The following is a 16,334-nucleotide window of genomic DNA, read 5'->3' as shown; positions in this document are numbered from 1 at the left end:
CATCGGCCCGCAAGCCAAGGGAGACGGATATGGACCGCACATTCACTCGCCGCTTCACCACCGCTCTGGCGGGACCGACCCTCGCGCTGGGTGTTCTGGCCGGCACGCTGATCGTCGAAACCCCCGCCGCGGCCGACACCATGGGCCTGAGCCTGGCCGCGGCAGGCACCTCCGCTGCCGCACTGGTGCCCATCTCCCTCTGAGTCGAGTGGGTAGCCGTCAGATGAACGTCAGAGACCAACCGGCCGGCACGTAACCGGCCAGCGACAACCCTGAAAGGCCCCATGAATACCGAACGCCGTCACCCGCTTGCGGGAGTTGGGAGGTCTATTGATCGATAATCCTCTTACTCCACATGCATACGAGGCCCTCCCCGCGGTCAAACGGGAGGGCCTCGTCGTGGTGTCGACGGGTGTCATATCGTGGCCACATGGATTTCGCCATGTCCGCCAAAGGTGCTGACTACCACAAACGCCTCACCGAATTCATGGTCGAGCATGTCTTCCCGGCCGAGAAGTCCTACGACGAGTACCGGGCTGCCGCCGGGCCCGCCGACTTCACGGTGCCGCCGGTGGTCGAGGAGTTGAAAGTGCGGGCGCGGGGCCTGGGCCTGTGGAACCTCTTCCTGCCGTCGGAGTCCGGCTTGACCAACCTGGAGTACGCGCCGTTGGCCGAGCTGACGGGGTGGAGTACGGAGATCGCCCCGGAGGCGATCAACTGTGCGGCCCCGGACACCGGCAACATGGAGACTCTGCACCTGTTCGCGACCGAGCAGCAGCGTAAGCAATGGCTGGAGCCGCTGCTGGCCGGGGAAATCCGCAGCGCCTTCTCGATGACCGAGCCGGCGGTGGCTTCCAGCGACGCGCGCAACATCCAAACCGAAATAGTCCGCGACGCCTCGGGATCTGGGGACTACATCATCAACGGCCACAAGTGGTGGACCTCGGGCGCCAATGATCCGCGCTGCAAAATCCTGATTGTCATGGGCCGCACCAATGCTGAGGCCGCATCCCATCAGCAGCAGTCGATGATCCTGGTGCCCACCGACACCCCCGGCGTGAAGATCCTCCGCTCGACGTCGGTGTTCGGCTGGCAGGACCAGCACGGCCACGCCGAGGTGATCTACGACAATGTGCGGGTACCGGCCGCCAACCTCCTCGCCGAGGAGGGCATGGGTTTCGCCATCGCCCAGGCCCGGCTGGGACCGGGCCGCATCCACCACTGCATGCGCGCGATCGGGGTGGCCGAGCGGGCGCTGGCATTGATGGCCGAGCGGGCGCGCACCCGGATCGCCTTCGGCAAACCGCTGGCCGAGCAGGGTGTCGTCCAACAGCAGATCGCATTGTCCCGCAACGAGATCGATCAGGCTCGGCTGTTGTGCGAGAAGGCGGCCTGGACAATCGACCAGCACGGCAACAAGGAGGCCCGCAATCTGGTCGCCCAGATCAAGGCCGTCGCCCCGCAGATGGCGTGCAACGTGATCGACCGCGCCATCCAAGTGCACGGCGGTGGCGGGGTCAGCGATGACTTCCCGCTGGCCCGGATGTACGGCTGGCAGCGAGCCATGCGCATCTTCGACGGGCCCGACGAGGTCCACATGCGCAGCATCGCCCGCGCCGAAATCGGCCGGGAACAAAGCGCTCTCGCGGCGGCGGTGACCGGCACGTGAACAACGGACATCTTTCGGGTGCGTGGAACTTCCGCGATATCGCCGACACCGCCGGAGTGCGCCCGGGCCGGTTCTTCCGCTCCAGTGAACTGAGCCGGCTCGACGACGCCGGCCGCGAGGTCTTCCGCGGGCTCGGTATCACCGATGTCACCGATCTGCGCTCGCCGCAGGAGGTGGAGCGTCGCGGGGCCGGCGCCGTGCCGGACGGGGTGGCCATCCATCTGCTGCCGTTCCCGGATCTGTCCAACACGACCGCGGAGGCACCCCACGAGACCAGCTGGCAGAAGATGATGACCGAGCAGCCGGCCGACGACGACGTCGAGGCCGCGGCCGAGCGGTTCATGACCGAGGAGTACGAGAAGTTCCCGGTCCTGGGCGGTGCGCAACGTGCGGTGCGGCAAGTGTTTTCGCTGTTGGCATCCGGCCGTCCGGTGATCACCCACTGCTTCGCCGGTAAGGATCGCACCGGCTTCACCGTGGCGGTGGTGCTGGAGGCGATCGGGGTGCCGCGCGACGCCGTGCTCGCCGACTTCCTGCGCAGCAATGACGCGGTCGGACCGTTGCGCGACCGCATCATGGAATCGGTGGTCGAACGCGCCGGCGAGACACCGGAGATCACCACCTTCGCCGAGGCGCGCCTGACCGCCGGGGTGCTCGGGGTGCGCGAGGAGTACCTGGCGACCGCGCGCCGGACCATCGACGACAACTTCGGCAGCCTTGCCGGATTCCTCAACGCCGCCGGGGTGACCGCTGACGAGGTGGACCGGGTCCGCGCCGAGCTACTGGGTTAGCACGAGGCCGGCCACCCACACCACGGTGGCGGCGAGCCCGCCGGCCAGCTCGACGCCCACCGACAGTGCGGCCGCCTTCAGCGCGTGCACCGTGGCCGCCCAGGCGCGCCGGTAGTCTCGGCGCGCGGCCAGTTCGGCGAGATACACCCCCAGCACGAAACCGAACAGCAGGCCGATGACCGGCACCACGAAGAAGCCGATCACGCCGAGCACCGCACCCGCGGCAAGCGACCACCTGCCGACGTCGGCGGCGCGCATCCGCCGGGCCGGCCACAGGTACTTGATCAGCAGACTCGCCCCGAGCACCACGGTGACCACGCCGAGGACCACCCACGACACCGGATTGCGTTCGGCGACGGCCCACACCGCGATGGCGGCGTAGACCAACAGGGTGCCCGGCAGCAGCGGCACGATGACGCCGACCAGACCGATGGCGATGGCCAGCCCAACGAGGACGATGCCGCCGGTGCTCACCCGATCGAACCTACCGAGTCACGGCGGCCGCACGCCGCGGTCGAGTGTGCGTTCGGGAAGGCGTCAGCCCAGCTTGAAGGTGGCGTGCTCGGCCGCCGACAGGTCGTCGATCGTGGACCACTGCGCGGCGATGTCGTCGACGGTCGGCACATGATCGAAGGTGACGCCCTCGTTCTGGAACAGCGCCGCGCGCTGCACCTTTCCGCCACCGACGATGAACACCGACGCCGAGTCGGGCACCTCTTCGGTGCACAGGTAGCCGACCACCGGCGCGACGTACTCCGGCGTGAGCTTCTTGAGCACCTCCGGCGGCAGGATGTCCTCGGTCATCCGGGTGGCCGCGATCGGCGCCACGGCGTTGGCCTTGATGTTGTACTTGGCGCCTTCCTGGGCCAGCGAGTTGATCAGGCCGACCAGGCCGAGTTTGGCGGCACTGTAGTTGGCCTGCCCGAAGTTGCCGAACAGACCGCTGGTGGAGGTAGCGACGACGATGCGGCCGTAGCTCTGCTCGCGGAAGTGCGGCCACGCGGCGCGGATCACGTTGTAGCCGCCGTACAGGTGCACCTTCAGCACGGAGTCCCAGTTCTCGAAGGGCATCTTGTGGAAGGTGCCGTCGCGCAGGATGCCCGCGTTGCTCACCACACCGTCGACCTTGCCGAACTCGTCGAGCGCGGTCTTGATGATGTTCGCGGCCCCTTCCGGCTCGGCGACCGAGTCGTAGTTCGCGACGGCGCGCCCGCCGCCCGCCTTGATCTCCGCGACCACCTGATCAGCCATGTTATGACCCGCGCCAGTGCCATCCCGCGCACCGCCGAGGTCGTTGACCACCACGCTGGCGCCTTCGCGGGCCAGGGTCAGGGCGTATTCACGGCCCAGGCCGCCGCCGGCACCGGTGACGACGACGACACGATCAACAACTCCGGGCATGAGACATCCTTTCTCGGACGGAACGTACTCCCTGTATACGTGGACCGCCGAAGCCCCAGGCACCCGGGTGGCGTCAGACCTTCTGCGCGACGACGAAGGTCGAGAACGCGTCCTGATCGTCGGCCATCGGCACCTCGACCCAGCGGTTGAGCCGACGCATCGCGTCGGTGGAGCGCTCGCCGGTGGCGTGCCAACCGTGCGCATTGAGCCAGTCGGCGACCTCGGCGCGGTCGGGATCGTTGTAGGTGAGGTTCTGCATGTCGATGGTGCGCTCGATACCGAGCTGGTCGGCGAACTTCTCGAACCGCTCCCGCGCCTGTCGGCGGCGCTCCTCAGAGTGGTGCCCGACAGTCTCGGCCGAGACCCGGCTGCCCGGGGCACTGAGTTCGGTGACCAGTTCGAACAGCCGGTCCTGAGCCTCCGCGGGCAGATACATCAGCAGCCCCTCGGCCAGCCAGGCCGTCGGTTGGGACGGGTCGAAGCCCTGCTCTTTGAGTGCGGCCGGCCAATCCTGGCGCAGGTCGACGGGCACCTCGTGGCGTTCGGCGGTCGGCTGCGCATCGTGTTCGGCCAGCTTCTTGGCCTTGTAGTCGAGGACCAGGGGCTGGTCGATCTCGTAGACGTGAGTGCCTGCCGGCCAATCCAGCCGGTAAGCCCTCGAGTCCAGGCCCGAGGCCAGGATCACGATCTGGCGGATGCCCGCGGCGGCCGCCTCGGTGAAGAAGGCGTCGAAGAAGTGGGTCCGCACGGCCTGGTAGTTGAGCATGTGGGTGAACATCGCGACGGCTTCGGGATCGACGTCGGTCAACTTCTCCGCGAACGACGGATCGAGGAAGTTCTCCCACATCCCGGTGCCGGCGCCCTCCACCAGAACGCGGGCATACGGATCGCGGATCAGCGGATCGGGCCTGTCGGTTTCACTGGCCCGCGCGGCCGCCACCAGTACGGCGGTCGAGCCCACGCTGGTCGCAATGTCCCAGGTGTCGTCATCAGTGCGCAGAGTGCTCATGGCAGCGGTATCCCCAATTCGGCGTCGCTTGTCGGCTCGACACTGGGCCGCCACCGCAGGGCAGCGCATCAACCCAGGTCAGCCAGGGTTATACGCAACGATGCTACCGAGAAACTTAGTCAGGCTATGCGACTGTGGCGCATGTCACCGGTTCAGCGACCGGCTTGCCAGGCGTTTCCGCTGAGCAACGCCAGGAACTGATCGGTGATCGCCGTCAGTCGCTCGTGGTCACCCACGAATCCGGCATAGAAGCCCAGCCCCCACATGACCGCCATGAACATCTCGGCGGCAGCGTCGATGTCGATATCGGAGCGGACCTCGCCCGATTCGATGGCGTCCTTGATGGTCGCCTTGACGAATCCCCGGGTGAATTCCCGCGAATCATGGTTCGACTCGGCCAACTCCGGATGCCGCTCGGCCTCCAGTGCGGCAGTCACCAGGAAGGCCGCCACCGAGCGGTCCCGGCCCTCGGCCTGCACCACCGCCTGGATGAAGGCGCGGATCCGTCCCGCCAATGTGCTCTCGCGTTGCGATTGCTGCACGGCAGTCTCGATGACCAAGGCGTTCGTCTGATCGACGACCTCTTGATATAGCAGCCGTTTGCTGGCGAAGTAGTGGTTGATGGCGGGTCTGGTGAGGTCGGCGCGGATGGCGATTGCCTGAAAGGTGGCAGCGTCATACCCCAATTCGCTGAACACCTCACAGGCGGCGCGCATGATGCGCTCGCGCGTTTCCGCCGCCTTAGCTGCTGGGGGGCGACCCGGGCCCCGACTGGCTGTATGCGGCACAGGGGAATTGTGCCACAAATTCCGCCATATTTTTGACGGCTGACGACATTTGCTCCGGTCTACAAAATTAGAATTGTGTTTATATTTCGGAGATCCTTCGGAATCCGTTGCCACAGGACCCGATTGACCCTCAATCCGTTCTTGACGTGCGGTTTAGATGTGGTATGTCGAGCGGGGCCCGTTGCTGCGAATCTTTTGTGTGCCAATTTCGCACCGATGTTCGCTACATCTTGCACAGCCGTGCCGCTGTTCGCCGTCGACCGGTTGCTTGACTTTTACAAGTAGTTTGCTCAGGCCGTTTTTTGGGCGCTAGAAGACCCTGCGCATTAACCTGATCGCACGATCAGTGTACGGCGGGTACATCAGTTTCAGGTCCATTTTGGTCGATTTGGCCAACACGGCGCGTCTGTGGCTGAGCGCCTCGAAGCCCCACTTGCCGTGATAAGCACCCATCCCACTGGCGCCCACGCCACCGAACGGCAACTGCGGGGCCAGACAGTGAACCGCGACGTGGTTGACGACGGCACCGCCCGACGGCATCCGGTCAATGAGATCGCGGGCCGCCTGCTGCGAGGCGGTGAAGACATAAAGGGCGAGCGGCTTGGGCCTGCCGTTGACGAACGCGACGGCCGCGTCCGGAGACTCCACCGAGATGATCGGCAGGATCGGGCCGAAGATCTCGTCGGACATCACCGGGTCATCGGCGGCGGGGTTGACGATCACGGTCGGCTCGATCCGCAGCGTCGAGCGATCCGACCCGCCGCCGGTGACGACGGTGCCGCTCGTCGCGCCGATCAGGGACACCAGCCGATCGAACTGCCGCTCGTTCACGATGCGCAGCGACGGGTCCTTCTCCTCGGCGCGGAACTCGGCGATCGTGGCCACGATCTTGTCGGTCAGTTCGGCGGCGATCGTGCGGTCGGCCAGGATGTAGTCCGGTGCGATGCAGGTCTGGCCCGAATTCAGCATCTTGATCCAGGCGATCCTGCGGGCCGCCACGTCGAGGTCGGCATCGGCGAGCACCACCACCGGGCTCTTGCCGCCCAGTTCCAGGGTCACCGGCGTCAACGTCGGCGCCGCGGCGGCCATGATCTTGCGGCCGATCTCGGTACCACCGGTGAACAGAGCGTGATCGAAGCCCTGCGCCATCAGATCCTGGGTGATCGACGCGTCGCCCTCCACCACACGGATGGCCTCGGCGTCGAGGTACTCGGGAACCAGGCGCGCGATGAGCGCCGAGGTGGCCGGTGCCAGCTCCGAGGGCTTGATCACCACGCCGTTCCCGGCGGCGATCGCGGCCACCACCGGTGCCATGCACAGATAGAACGGGTAGTTCCACGGCCCGATCACCAGGACCACGCCCAGCGGGTCGTACTGCACCCAGCCCTTACCGGGCAGCTGCGCCAACGGAAGCCCGTAGCGCTGCGGCTTCACCCACTTCTTCAGATGCTTGCGCGCGAACGCCGCTTCGGCCTTCGTCGAACCGATGTCGCCCAGCCACGCTTCGAACGCGGGCCGGCCCAGATCCCGGGCCAGTGCCTCGGCGATCTCTGGCTCCCGTTCGTCGCACATCCGCTCCACGGCACGCAACTGGTCCAAGCGCCACGTCAACGAACGAGTGCGCCCGCTGTTGAAAACGCGGCGCACGTCGGCGAGGATGCCGGCGGCACCCCCCTGGGTGGCCTGGTCACTTGTGATTTGGACGGTCATGCCAACTCCTCGAATCGATCCCGTCATTCCAGCTTGCCCTATCGTCGGGGTGGTCCGGCAAGGCATGCGACACCGATCCTGGGCACTTTGGTCACGATCATGCACGTCACGGCTATCCGGCAGGAGGTCGCGCACTATCGTCTTGTCTCATGGCCACCGTTGCCAACCGAGAGGCGTACTTCGAGACCGGCCTCGAGGTACTCGCAGACGTGGGGTACGGCGGACTCAAACTGGCCGAAGTGTGCAACCGGCTCGGGGTGACGACCGGGTCCTTCTATCACTACTTCTCCAGTTGGCCGGCCTACACCCGGGATCTGGTGTCGTACTGGGTCCAGGACCGCACGGTCCGGCTGATCAGTGCCATCCGTGAGGTCTCCGATCCACGTCGACGTATCGAGGCCATCATCGACGTCGGCCTGTCTCTGCCACACGGAGCCGAGGCCGCTATCCGTTCGTGGAGCTCGGTGGACCCGCACGTGCTGACCGTCCAGTCCGAGGTCGATCGGCAGCGCTACAAGATCCTCTACGACTCTGCGGTGGAAATCGTCGACGATGTCCGCCAGGCCGAGGTCTACGCCTCCTGGGCGGTCTACGTGTTCATCGGCTACGAGCAGGCCACGCTGCCGCGCGAGCCGGGGATGTTCAGCTGGATCGCCCGCTACATGCTCGACGCACTCGACTCGGGCAGTTTCGCCAGCGTGCCGCGGTGAGCCCGGCTGCCCTGTGGCGGCGGGCGGCCGAGCGAATCAAGACGCGCGACCCCGAGAACGATGCCGCGCGCCGCGCCGTGCGGGCCGCCATCGTCATTCCGATCGCCGCAGCCGTCAGCTTCACCCTCGGCGGCGGCTCGCAGACGCCGCTGTTCACGATCTTCGGCTCGATCGCGCTGCTCATCATCGTGGACTTCCCGGGCAATATGAACAGCCGGGCGCTGGCCTACAGCGGCTTGGGTGTCAACGGTGCGGTGCTGATCAGCCTGGGCACCCTGGCCGCCCCGATTCCATGGTTGGCCGTCACGCTGATGTTCGTCATCGGGGTGGCCGTCACGTTCTCCGGCGTGCTCAGCGAGATCGTCGCCGCCGGCCGGCGGGCGACCCTGCTGACCTTCGTGCTGCCGGTGTGCACGCCGGTGGGTCCGCTCGGCGAACGACTCTTCGGTTGGCTGATCGCCCTGATGATCTGCGTGCCGGCCGCGTTGTTCCTCCTTCCCCCACGCCACCACGGAGAGTTGCGCCGACACGCCGCGTCGGTCTGCGCCGCACTGGCAGACCGGATCGACGGTGCGGCGTCGGCGACCGACGTCACCGCCGCGATGGACGCCTTGCGGGCCAACTTCCTCGGCGCCGCCTACCGCCCGGTCGCCCTGACCGCGGGCAGTCGCGCGCTGGTCCGGGTGGTCGACGACCTGCAATGGCTGTGCGATCGGGTCACCGGCGACACCGGGACGCTGCTCGGACCGATGCGCCAACCGGTGGTGCAGGTGTTGCGCGACTGCGCCCAGGTCCTGCGGATCACCCAGTCGGCTCAGCGGGCCACCGAGCGCGCCCAGTTGACCGCAACCCACACCGACCTGCGCACCGTCGCCATCGGCAGTTACCGACAGGACATCGTCGACATCCTCGCCGAACCGGATGACGACGAGGCCGTCGCCCTGGGCCGCACCCTGCTGAACCGGCGCACCATCGGCGCCGCAGTCGGGGTCACCGGGCGCCTGATCGCCAGCGCCGCGGCGGCCGACGCCCGACCGGTGTGGGCGCGGGTGTTGGGCCGTCGGCTTCCCGAATCCGGGGTCGCCGACCGGGTGTACTCGGAGACCGCGGCGGTCACCGCGCTGACCAGTGGCCACCTGGCGACCGGCTCGGTGACGGCGCGTAACAGCGTGCGCACCGGACTGGGTCTGGCGCTGGCCGTGCTGGTCACGTTCGTGTTCCCGGTGCAGCACGGGTTCTGGGTCGTGCTCGGCGCGTTGTCGGTGCTGCGCAGCAGCGCGCTGACCACCGGCACCACCGTCGTGCGCGCGGTCACCGGCACGGTGATCGGCTTCGTGCTCGGCGCCATCGTGATCGAGTTGCTCGGCACCGACCCGATCGTGATGTGGGTGCTGTTGCCGTTGGTGGCGTTCGGTTCGGCCTATGTGCCCGAGATCGGCTCCTTCGCCGCCGGCCAGGCCGCGTTCACGATGATGGTGCTGATCGTGTTCAACCTGATCGTCCCGAGCGGCTGGGCCGTCGGCCTGGTCCGGGTTGAAGATGTCGTGGTGGGTGCGTCGGTGGGCGTCGTCGTCTCGGTGCTGCTGTGGCCGAGGGGAGCCAAGACCGTGGTGCAGCGGGCAATCGACACCGCGGGCGAAGTCGGGGCCCGCTATCTGCGGGCCGCGGTCCTGCGCGTCACCCGGGGCGCCTTCGAGCACGCGGAGAACCAGGTGAACGCGCTCAGTCACGATGCGCTGACGGTGTCACGCACGCTGGATGACGCAGTGCGCCAATACCTTTCGGAGAGCGGTGGACCGACGGACTCGCGAGCACCGGTGGTACGGGCATCCAGTCGCGCGATCCGGCTGCGCGCCGCCGCCGACCTGATCGCCGATATCGTGCCACCGCCGCTGGGGGTGTACCCGCGAGCGCGGGCGGTGCTGGAGGCTCACGCCGCGGCGATCTGCTCCCGTTTTGACGGCTCCCTCGGCGGGGTCGGACCGGCCGCCCCGATCAGCGACGACCTGGTGCCGGCGCTGCGGGCCGAGGCCGGCGCGGGCGAACTGGCGGTCTCGGCGGCGCTGCCGTTGGTGACCGCTGCGGCCAACCTCGGTGAGCTGGAGCTGACCTATCCGCCGGCGGTCGCAGCGGAACCCCTGCGCACCTAGCGGCCCGCACACATCGACTCAGACGTGAGAGCGATGCCAAGGGAGGCATCGGCGCTCTGGGTTCTGACTCGTCGGCGCACACCTAATCGAGTACGGCCAGCGCCGCCGCGCGGGCCTCCGCCGCACTCGCCGTGGTCAGCACGGCATCGGCGGCGTCGCGGCATTGCCGCAGGGTCACCGTGGCGAGTTTGGCGCCGACGCCGGTCACCGCGGCGGCCGCCGCGGACAGCGACGTGACGCCGAGCCCGGTCAGTACGCAGGCCAGCAACGGGTCGGCAGCGGCCTCGCCGCAGACCCCGACCGGCTTGCCCCGGCTCGCGCCGGCGCGCGCCGTCTGGGCGACCAGCGCCAGGACACCGGGCTGCCAGGGATCGGTCAGGGTGGCCAGTTCGGCCGACATCCGGTCGGCGGCCATCGTGTACTGCGCCAGGTCGTTGGTGCCGATGGACAGAAACTCGACGTGCGCCAGAATGTGGTCGGCCAATAGTGCGGCGGCGGGCACCTCGATCATCACGCCGGGGACGAGGTTGCGCCGACGAGCCCGTTCGGCGAACCGCTCGGCCTCCCCAGGGGTGGCGATCATCGGTGCCATCACCCACGGCGCGTTACCGGTCCGCTCTGCTGCCAACGCGATCGCGTCAAGCTGGCGGTCGAGGACCTCGGGGTGAATGGCCTCGATGCGGATCCCGCGCACACCGAGTGCGGGGTTGGCCTCGTCGGGATGCCCGACGAATTTCAGCGGCTTGTCCGATCCAGCGTCCAAGGTGCGGATGACGACCTTGCACCCGGCGAAGGCATCGAGCACCTCACCGTATATCGCGGCCTGCTCATCGACCGTGGGCTCGGTGTCGCGGTTGAGGAAGCACAGTTCGGTCCGGAACAGGCCGATCCCCTCAGCCGGGGTTTCCCGCGCGGCCCGCGCTGCCGACCCGTCCTGGACGTTGGCCAGGATCGACACCTGGTGCCCATCGGCGGTGGCGCCGGGACCGCTCCAGCCGGCCATCGCGGCTGCGGCGGCCTCGGCGGCCGCTACCGCGGCGGCCGCTTCGGCCGGGTCGGGCGACACACTGAGCGTTCCGCGCATCCCATCGATCAGAACGTCGGCACCGGCCGGGACGTCGTCGAGACCCGGGACGGCGACCACGCACGGGATCCCCAGCTGACGCGCAATGATCGCGGTGTGGCTGGTCGGACCGCCGAGCGTGGTGGCCAGGCCGACGACGAGAGCGGGATCCAAGCCCGCGGTGTCGGCGGGCGCCAGATCCTCGGCACACAGAATGGCCGGCTGGGCCGGCACCGGCACACCGGGTTCGGGCAGGCCGCTCAGTTCGGCCATCACGCGGTCACGGATGTCCCGCAGGTCGGTGACGCGTTCTGCCATCAGCCCGCCCATCTGCGTGAACAAGTCGACGAACTGGGCCACCGCCGCGGCAGTCGCCCGCACGGCCGGCGCACCCTCTTTGATGCGCTTCTCGGCCGCGCCCAGCCAGGCGCGGTCCTGCGCCAGCATCGCGGTGGCCGCCAGCACCTCCGACGCGGCTCCGGTCGCGTGGGCTGCGCGCTCCCGCAGCCGGTCGGCGACCGCGGTGGCGGCGGCGGAGAACCGGGTCGCTTCGGCGTCCCGTTGCCCTTCGGCGATCTCGCCGCCCGGGTCGAGGTCCTCGACGGCGGGAAGCCGGCCGGGGCGGATAACCGGTGCGTAGCGAACGCCGGGGACCACCGGAACACCGGTGAGCACCTGTCCGGCACCGAGTGAGGTAGGCGTGGAAGAGGCGGTCATGTGAACTAGGTTACAACGATTCATTGACAAGTCAACACAAACGGGGGTAAAACAACACATACCAACATTCAATCTGGTGCTGAGCCCACACAAACGGAGAACCGTGTACCCGGAAGAACGTCAGCAGGCGATAGCCGCCCGAGTGCTGTCCCAGGGACGGGCCTCGGTAGCCGAACTGGCGCAGGCCTACGACGTCACGACCGAAACCGTCCGCCGAGATCTCGCCGCGCTGGATCGGGCCGGCCTCGTCCGGCGGGTGCACGGCGGTGCGGTCCCGCTGCGGGCCCTGCACGTGGTCGAGCCCGGTGTCGATGAACGGGAGATCACCCGCGCCGATCACAAAGAGGCCATCGCGCGGGCCGCCGCCGAGTTCTTGCCGCTGTCCGGTGCCACGGTCCTCTTCGACGCCGGCACCACCACCGCCCGGGTCGCGGCCATGTTGCCGGCCGACCGGGAACTGATCGCGGTGACCAACTCGGTGCCGATCGCGGCGCGGCTTGCCGGCATGCCCTCGATCAACCTGCAGCTGCTCGGCGGTCGGGTGCGCGGACTGACCCAGGCAGCCGTCGGCGAACCGGTGCTGCGCACGCTGGACACCCTGCGCGTGGACATCGCCTTCATCGGCACCAACGGCATCACCGTGCGCCATGGGCTGTCCACCCCCGACAGCGATGAGGCCGCGGTCAAGCGCGCAATGGTCCGCTGCGCCAACTACGTGGTGGTGCTGGCCGACTCGTCGAAGGTCGGCCGCGAGGAGTTCATCAGCTTCGCCCCGATCGGCAGTGTCGACGCCCTGATCACCGACCTCGAGATCAGCGACGCCGACCGCACCGCGCTGACCGAAGTGGGCATCGAGGTCGTCGTGGCAGGAGGGGAACCATGATCGTCACCGTCACTCCCAATCCGAGCATCGACCGGACGGTCACACTGCCGGCCCAATTGGTGCGCGGCGCAGTGCACCGGGTGCAGTCGGTGACCATTGAACCCGGCGGCAAGGGCGTCAACGTCGCGCGGGCACTCACCCTGGCCGGCCTGGACACCGTCGCGGTGCTGCCCGCCGCCCGGCATGACCCGATCGTGGCCGCACTGGAGTCCGCCGGCGTGGCCTTCCACGTGGTGCCCATCGACGGCACGGCGCGGACCAATCTCGCGATCACCGAATCCGACGGAACGACAACGAAAATCAATGAACCCGGCGCGGTGGTTGACCCTCCCGCACTCGCAGCGCTCACCCAGGCGATCCTCGACCGCGCGGCGGCTGCCCGGTGGGTGGTGCTGTCCGGCTCCCTGCCGCCCGGAATCCCGGACAGCTGGTACGCCGACGTGGTGGCCCAATTGCGGTCCTACGACTGCAAAGTCGCAGTCGACACCTCCGATGCGCCGCTCGCCGCGCTGGCCGCCGGGTTCGGCACCGCCGCCCCCGACGTGATCAAGCCGAACTCCGAGGAACTGGCCAGCCTGGCCGGTGTCGATGCACAGATGCTGGAAGATGCCCTGGCCCAGGGCGATCCGGACCCCGTGGTCGACGCCGCCCGGCACCTCCTCGAACGCGGTGCCAAAACCGTCTTGGCCACGCTCGGCGCGGCGGGCGCGCTCCTGGTCAATGACACCGGCAGCTGGCTTGCCACCCCGCCTCCGATCCAACCCAGGAGCACCGTCGGCGCCGGCGACTCCTCCCTCGCGGGTTATGTACGCGCCGACGTCGGCGGTGCCGAGGCGCCGCAACGACTTCAGATGGCCGTCGCCTACGGTAGCGCCGCAGCGGCGCTGCCCGGCTCGGCACTTCCGTCGCCGGCCCACATCAACCTCGACGACGTGGCAGTCACCTCGATATCGCCGTTCCCGGCCCGTTCCTGATCCGAAAAGGCAGTCCCATGACGCATTCCACCATGTCCATCATCAGCACCGATCTGGTGCTTCTCGACGTCGACGCCGGGGCGGACAAAGAGGCGGTGATCGGCCGGCTCGCCGTCCGACTCGCCGACAGCGGCCGGGTCAGCGATGGCGCGGCGCTGCAAGAAGCCGCCATGGCACGCGAGGCGCAGTCGGCGACCGGACTTCCCGGTGGCATCGCCATCCCGCACTGCCGGTCGTCGGCGGTGACCACCCCGTCGATCGGATTCGCCCGGCTGGCAACGAAGGTCGATTTCGGGGCGCCGGACGGACCGGCGGATCTGGTGTTCCTGATCGCCGCGCCCGACGGCGCAGGCGCCGAGCATATGAAGCTGTTGTCCAGCCTGGCGCGCGCCTTGGTGCGGCCGGACTTCGTGCAGTCTCTGCGGGACGCCGGATCGGCCGACGATGTCGTCTCCCTCGTCGACGGGGTGGTCAACCCGGAGGCGGCCAAGCCGGCGGCCCCATCCGCGGCCCCCGAGGCGGTGCAGGCCAAGTCGATCGTCGCTATCACCGCATGCCCGACCGGAATCGCCCACACCTATATGGCCGCCGATGCGCTCAAGCTCGCGGCCGAGCGGGCCGGAGTGAGTTTGACGGTCGAAACCCAGGGGTCCTCGGGAAGCACACCGGTCAGCGCGGAGACGATCAGCGGCGCCGATGCCGTCATCTTCGCGACCGACGTCGGAGTCAAGGACCGTCAACGATTCGCCGGCAAGCCGGTGATCGCCTCCGGTGTCAAGCGGGCTATCAACGAACCCGACACCATGATCGCCGAAGCCGTTGCCGCCGCCGATAATCCGAAGGCGGCCCGGGTCGAGGGCACCGCGGCCGCCGCCGACAGCGGCGCCCCCGCCGGCGGGGTCGGCTGGGGAACCCGGATCCGGCAGATTCTGCTGACCGGCGTGAGCTACATGATTCCGTTCGTCGCAGCCGGCGGCCTGCTGATCGCCCTGGGCTTCCTGCTGGCCGGCTATGACATCGCCAACAGCCCCGACGGTGCCGAGCAGCTGGCCTTCGGCATGAATTCGCTGGGCAGCCATATCGCCACCACGAACACCCTCACCAGCCTGCCTGCCGGTGGTCTGACCCAGTACCTGGGTGCGGTCCTGTTCACCCTCGGCGGGCTGGCGTTCATGTTCCTGGTTCCGGCGCTGGCCGGCTATATCTCCTTCGCGATCGCCGACCGGCCTGGTATCGCACCGGGTTTCACCGCCGGCGCGGTGGCGGTGTTCGTCGGCGGCGGCTTTATCGGGGGCATCGTGGGCGGTCTGATCGCCGGCTTCGCCGCACTGTGGATCAGCCGCTGGAAGGTCCCGCAGTGGTTTCGCGGACTGATGCCGGTGGTGATCATCCCGCTGGTCGCGTCATTGATCGTGGGGCTGCTGATGTTTCTTCTGCTGGGCCGGCCCCTGGCGGCGATCACCTCCGGATTGACCAACTGGCTCAACGGGCTGACGGGGGCGTCGGTCATCCTGCTGGGGGTGATCCTGGGCCTGATGATGTGCTTCGACCTCGGTGGACCGGTGAACAAGGCGGCCTACGCCTTCGCCACCGCGGGGCTCAACGTCGCCGACCCTGCCTCGCTTCGCATCATGGCAGCGGTGATGGCCGCCGGCATGGTGCCACCGCTGGCGATGGCGCTGGCCACCACCATCCGACCCGGGCTGTTCAGCGAACCCGAACGCGAGAACGGCAGGGCGGCATGGCTGCTGGGCGCTTCGTTCATCTCCGAGGGCGCGATACCGTTCGCCGCCGCCGACCCGCTGCGGGTCATCCCGTCGATGATGGCCGGGGGTGCGGTCACCGGCGCGCTGATCATGGCCTTCGATGTCACGCTCAAGGCGCCGCACGGCGGGATCTTCGTGTTCTTCGCGATCGGGAACCTGGGGTGGTTCCTGGTGGCGCTGGCCGCGGGCACCGCCGTCGGGGCATTTACGGTGGTCGGCGCCAAGCAGTTCATCCGGACCGCCTCCCTCGCCGAAACCAGCATTTGAGCGCGGAAGTTCGGAGTAGACATGTCCATAACGTCGAATTCGGCATCAACGCCAAGGAGTCCCATGCACACCAAGACCGTCATCGTCGGTTCCGCGATCGGACTGCACGCCCGTCCCGCGGCCATCATCTCCGAAGCGGTGGTGAACGCCGGCGTTCCGGTGACGTTGATGCTGGCGGGTGGCGAGCCGGTGGACGCCGGCTCGGCTCTGATGATCATGACCCTGGGCGCGGGAAACGGCGCCGAGGTCACCGTCGCTTCCGAGGACGAGTCGGTGTGCACGAGCATCGCCGAGCTGGTCCAGCAAGACCTCGACGCCTGAGTTCCCCGCGAGCAGCTGTCTGGGGGGCTGCGCCCGGTGGTGGAGGATGAAAATTTGGCCGTGGTGTTCGGCCTGGTGAGGTGCTTGCGTCGCAGACGGGCGGGGTCAACCATGA

The 16,334-nt window shown here is 68.1% G+C and carries 15 protein-coding genes; 9 read left to right on the top strand and 6 right to left on the bottom strand.

All coding sequences use genetic code 11. From position 1 onward, the window contains the following. Positions 1-29: 29 nt before the first annotated feature. From ORI27_RS29165 to ORI27_RS29155, 3 genes are all read left to right on the top strand, one after another. Entirely contained in the window at positions 30-203 is a 174-nt protein-coding gene (locus tag ORI27_RS29165; protein WP_266000627.1) for a hypothetical protein, read from the top strand. Between the two features lie 239 nt (positions 204-442). Continuing rightward, a complete protein-coding gene (locus tag ORI27_RS29160) occupies positions 443-1,669 on the top strand; it encodes an acyl-CoA dehydrogenase family protein (RefSeq protein WP_266000651.1) in 1,227 nt (408 codons plus the stop codon). After that, entirely contained in the window at positions 1,666-2,460 is a 795-nt protein-coding gene (locus ORI27_RS29155) for a tyrosine-protein phosphatase (RefSeq protein WP_266000626.1), read from the top strand. The genes ORI27_RS29160 and ORI27_RS29155 overlap by 4 nt, the downstream gene beginning before the upstream one ends. On the opposite strand, the gene ORI27_RS29150 is transcribed toward ORI27_RS29155, so the two are convergent. From ORI27_RS29150 to ORI27_RS29130, 5 genes are all read right to left on the bottom strand, one after another. Then, complete coding sequence (locus ORI27_RS29150; RefSeq protein WP_266000625.1) at positions 2,449-2,934, bottom strand: DUF456 domain-containing protein; 486 nt, start codon at positions 2,932-2,934, stop codon at positions 2,449-2,451. The two genes, ORI27_RS29155 and ORI27_RS29150, sit on opposite strands and share 12 nt — an antisense overlap. Positions 2,935-2,997: 63 nt before the next feature. Then, positions 2,998-3,861, bottom strand: coding sequence for an SDR family oxidoreductase (locus ORI27_RS29145; RefSeq protein ID WP_266000624.1), 864 nt, complete (start codon positions 3,859-3,861; stop codon positions 2,998-3,000). Positions 3,862-3,934: 73 nt separating this feature from the next. Next, positions 3,935-4,870, bottom strand: coding sequence for a class I SAM-dependent methyltransferase (locus ORI27_RS29140; RefSeq protein ID WP_266000623.1), 936 nt, complete (start codon positions 4,868-4,870; stop codon positions 3,935-3,937). 152 nt (positions 4,871-5,022) lie between these two features. Then, on the bottom strand, positions 5,023-5,658 hold the full coding sequence (locus tag ORI27_RS29135; RefSeq protein ID WP_266000622.1) for a TetR/AcrR family transcriptional regulator: 636 nt from the start codon (positions 5,656-5,658) through the stop codon (positions 5,023-5,025). 309 nt (positions 5,659-5,967) lie between these two features. Then, entirely contained in the window at positions 5,968-7,368 is a 1,401-nt protein-coding gene (locus tag ORI27_RS29130) for an aldehyde dehydrogenase family protein (RefSeq protein WP_266000621.1), read from the bottom strand. Between the two features lie 149 nt (positions 7,369-7,517). On the opposite strand from ORI27_RS29130, the gene ORI27_RS29125 reads away from it, so the two are divergent. Then, positions 7,518-8,078 (top strand): TetR/AcrR family transcriptional regulator, encoded by a 561-nt coding sequence (locus tag ORI27_RS29125; protein WP_266000620.1) that lies wholly within the window; start codon positions 7,518-7,520, stop codon positions 8,076-8,078. Next, positions 8,075-10,228 carry an FUSC family protein gene (locus ORI27_RS29120; protein WP_266000619.1) on the top strand — a complete coding sequence of 718 codons (2,154 nt, stop codon included), beginning with the start codon at positions 8,075-8,077 and terminating at the stop codon, positions 10,226-10,228. Before ORI27_RS29125 ends, ORI27_RS29120 begins: the two co-directional genes overlap by 4 nt. A gap of 82 nt (positions 10,229-10,310) precedes the next feature. Here ORI27_RS29120 and ptsP read toward each other — a convergent pair whose 3' ends face one another. Continuing rightward, complete coding sequence (gene ptsP, locus ORI27_RS29115) at positions 10,311-12,008, bottom strand: phosphoenolpyruvate--protein phosphotransferase (protein ID WP_407666462.1); 1,698 nt, start codon at positions 12,006-12,008, stop codon at positions 10,311-10,313. Positions 12,009-12,111: 103 nt separating this feature from the next. Between ptsP and ORI27_RS29110 the strand changes: the two genes are divergently transcribed. The 4 genes from ORI27_RS29110 (at position 12,112) to ORI27_RS29095 (ending at position 16,219) form a co-directional block, all read left to right on the top strand. Further along, on the top strand, positions 12,112-12,891 hold the full coding sequence (locus tag ORI27_RS29110) for a DeoR/GlpR family DNA-binding transcription regulator (protein ID WP_266000617.1): 780 nt from the start codon (positions 12,112-12,114) through the stop codon (positions 12,889-12,891). Continuing rightward, complete coding sequence (pfkB, locus tag ORI27_RS29105; protein ID WP_266000616.1) at positions 12,888-13,865, top strand: 1-phosphofructokinase; 978 nt, start codon at positions 12,888-12,890, stop codon at positions 13,863-13,865. Before ORI27_RS29110 ends, pfkB begins: the two co-directional genes overlap by 4 nt. Before the next feature lie 17 nt (positions 13,866-13,882). Next, the gene (locus ORI27_RS29100; protein WP_266000615.1) at positions 13,883-15,898 is read left to right on the top strand and encodes a PTS fructose transporter subunit IIABC; all 2,016 of its coding nucleotides are present in this window, start codon (positions 13,883-13,885) and stop codon (positions 15,896-15,898) included. A 63-nt stretch (positions 15,899-15,961) separates the two neighbouring features. Next, on the top strand, positions 15,962-16,219 hold the full coding sequence (locus ORI27_RS29095) for an HPr family phosphocarrier protein (RefSeq protein WP_266000614.1): 258 nt from the start codon (positions 15,962-15,964) through the stop codon (positions 16,217-16,219). The last annotated feature ends 115 nt before the right edge of the window (positions 16,220-16,334 follow it).

The sequence above is a fragment of the Mycobacterium pinniadriaticum genome (assembly GCF_026242045.1).
Lineage (GTDB): Bacteria > Actinomycetota > Actinomycetes > Mycobacteriales > Mycobacteriaceae > Mycobacterium > Mycobacterium pinniadriaticum.
This window is presented reverse-complemented; position numbering and strand designations above follow the sequence as displayed.

What these genes read in the sequence shown, in the direction of transcription:
- ORI27_RS29165 (WP_266000627.1), top strand. Translation starts at nt 30, where the DNA reads ATGGACCGCACATTCACTCGCCGCTTCACCACCGCTCTGGCGGGACCG.
- ORI27_RS29160 (WP_266000651.1), top strand. Translation starts at nt 443, where the DNA reads ATGTCCGCCAAAGGTGCTGACTACCACAAACGCCTCACCGAATTCATG.
- ORI27_RS29145 (WP_266000624.1), bottom strand. Translation starts at nt 3,861, where the DNA reads ATGCCCGGAGTTGTTGATCGTGTCGTCGTCGTCACCGGTGCCGGCGGC.
- ORI27_RS29140 (WP_266000623.1), bottom strand. Translation starts at nt 4,870, where the DNA reads ATGAGCACTCTGCGCACTGATGACGACACCTGGGACATTGCGACCAGC.
- ORI27_RS29130 (WP_266000621.1), bottom strand. Translation starts at nt 7,368, where the DNA reads ATGACCGTCCAAATCACAAGTGACCAGGCCACCCAGGGGGGTGCCGCC.
- ORI27_RS29125 (WP_266000620.1), top strand. Translation starts at nt 7,518, where the DNA reads ATGGCCACCGTTGCCAACCGAGAGGCGTACTTCGAGACCGGCCTCGAG.
- ptsP (WP_407666462.1), bottom strand. Translation starts at nt 12,008, where the DNA reads ATGACCGCCTCTTCCACGCCTACCTCACTCGGTGCCGGACAGGTGCTC.
- pfkB (WP_266000616.1), top strand. Translation starts at nt 12,888, where the DNA reads ATGATCGTCACCGTCACTCCCAATCCGAGCATCGACCGGACGGTCACA.
- ORI27_RS29100 (WP_266000615.1), top strand. Translation starts at nt 13,883, where the DNA reads ATGACGCATTCCACCATGTCCATCATCAGCACCGATCTGGTGCTTCTC.
- ORI27_RS29095 (WP_266000614.1), top strand. Translation starts at nt 15,962, where the DNA reads ATGCACACCAAGACCGTCATCGTCGGTTCCGCGATCGGACTGCACGCC.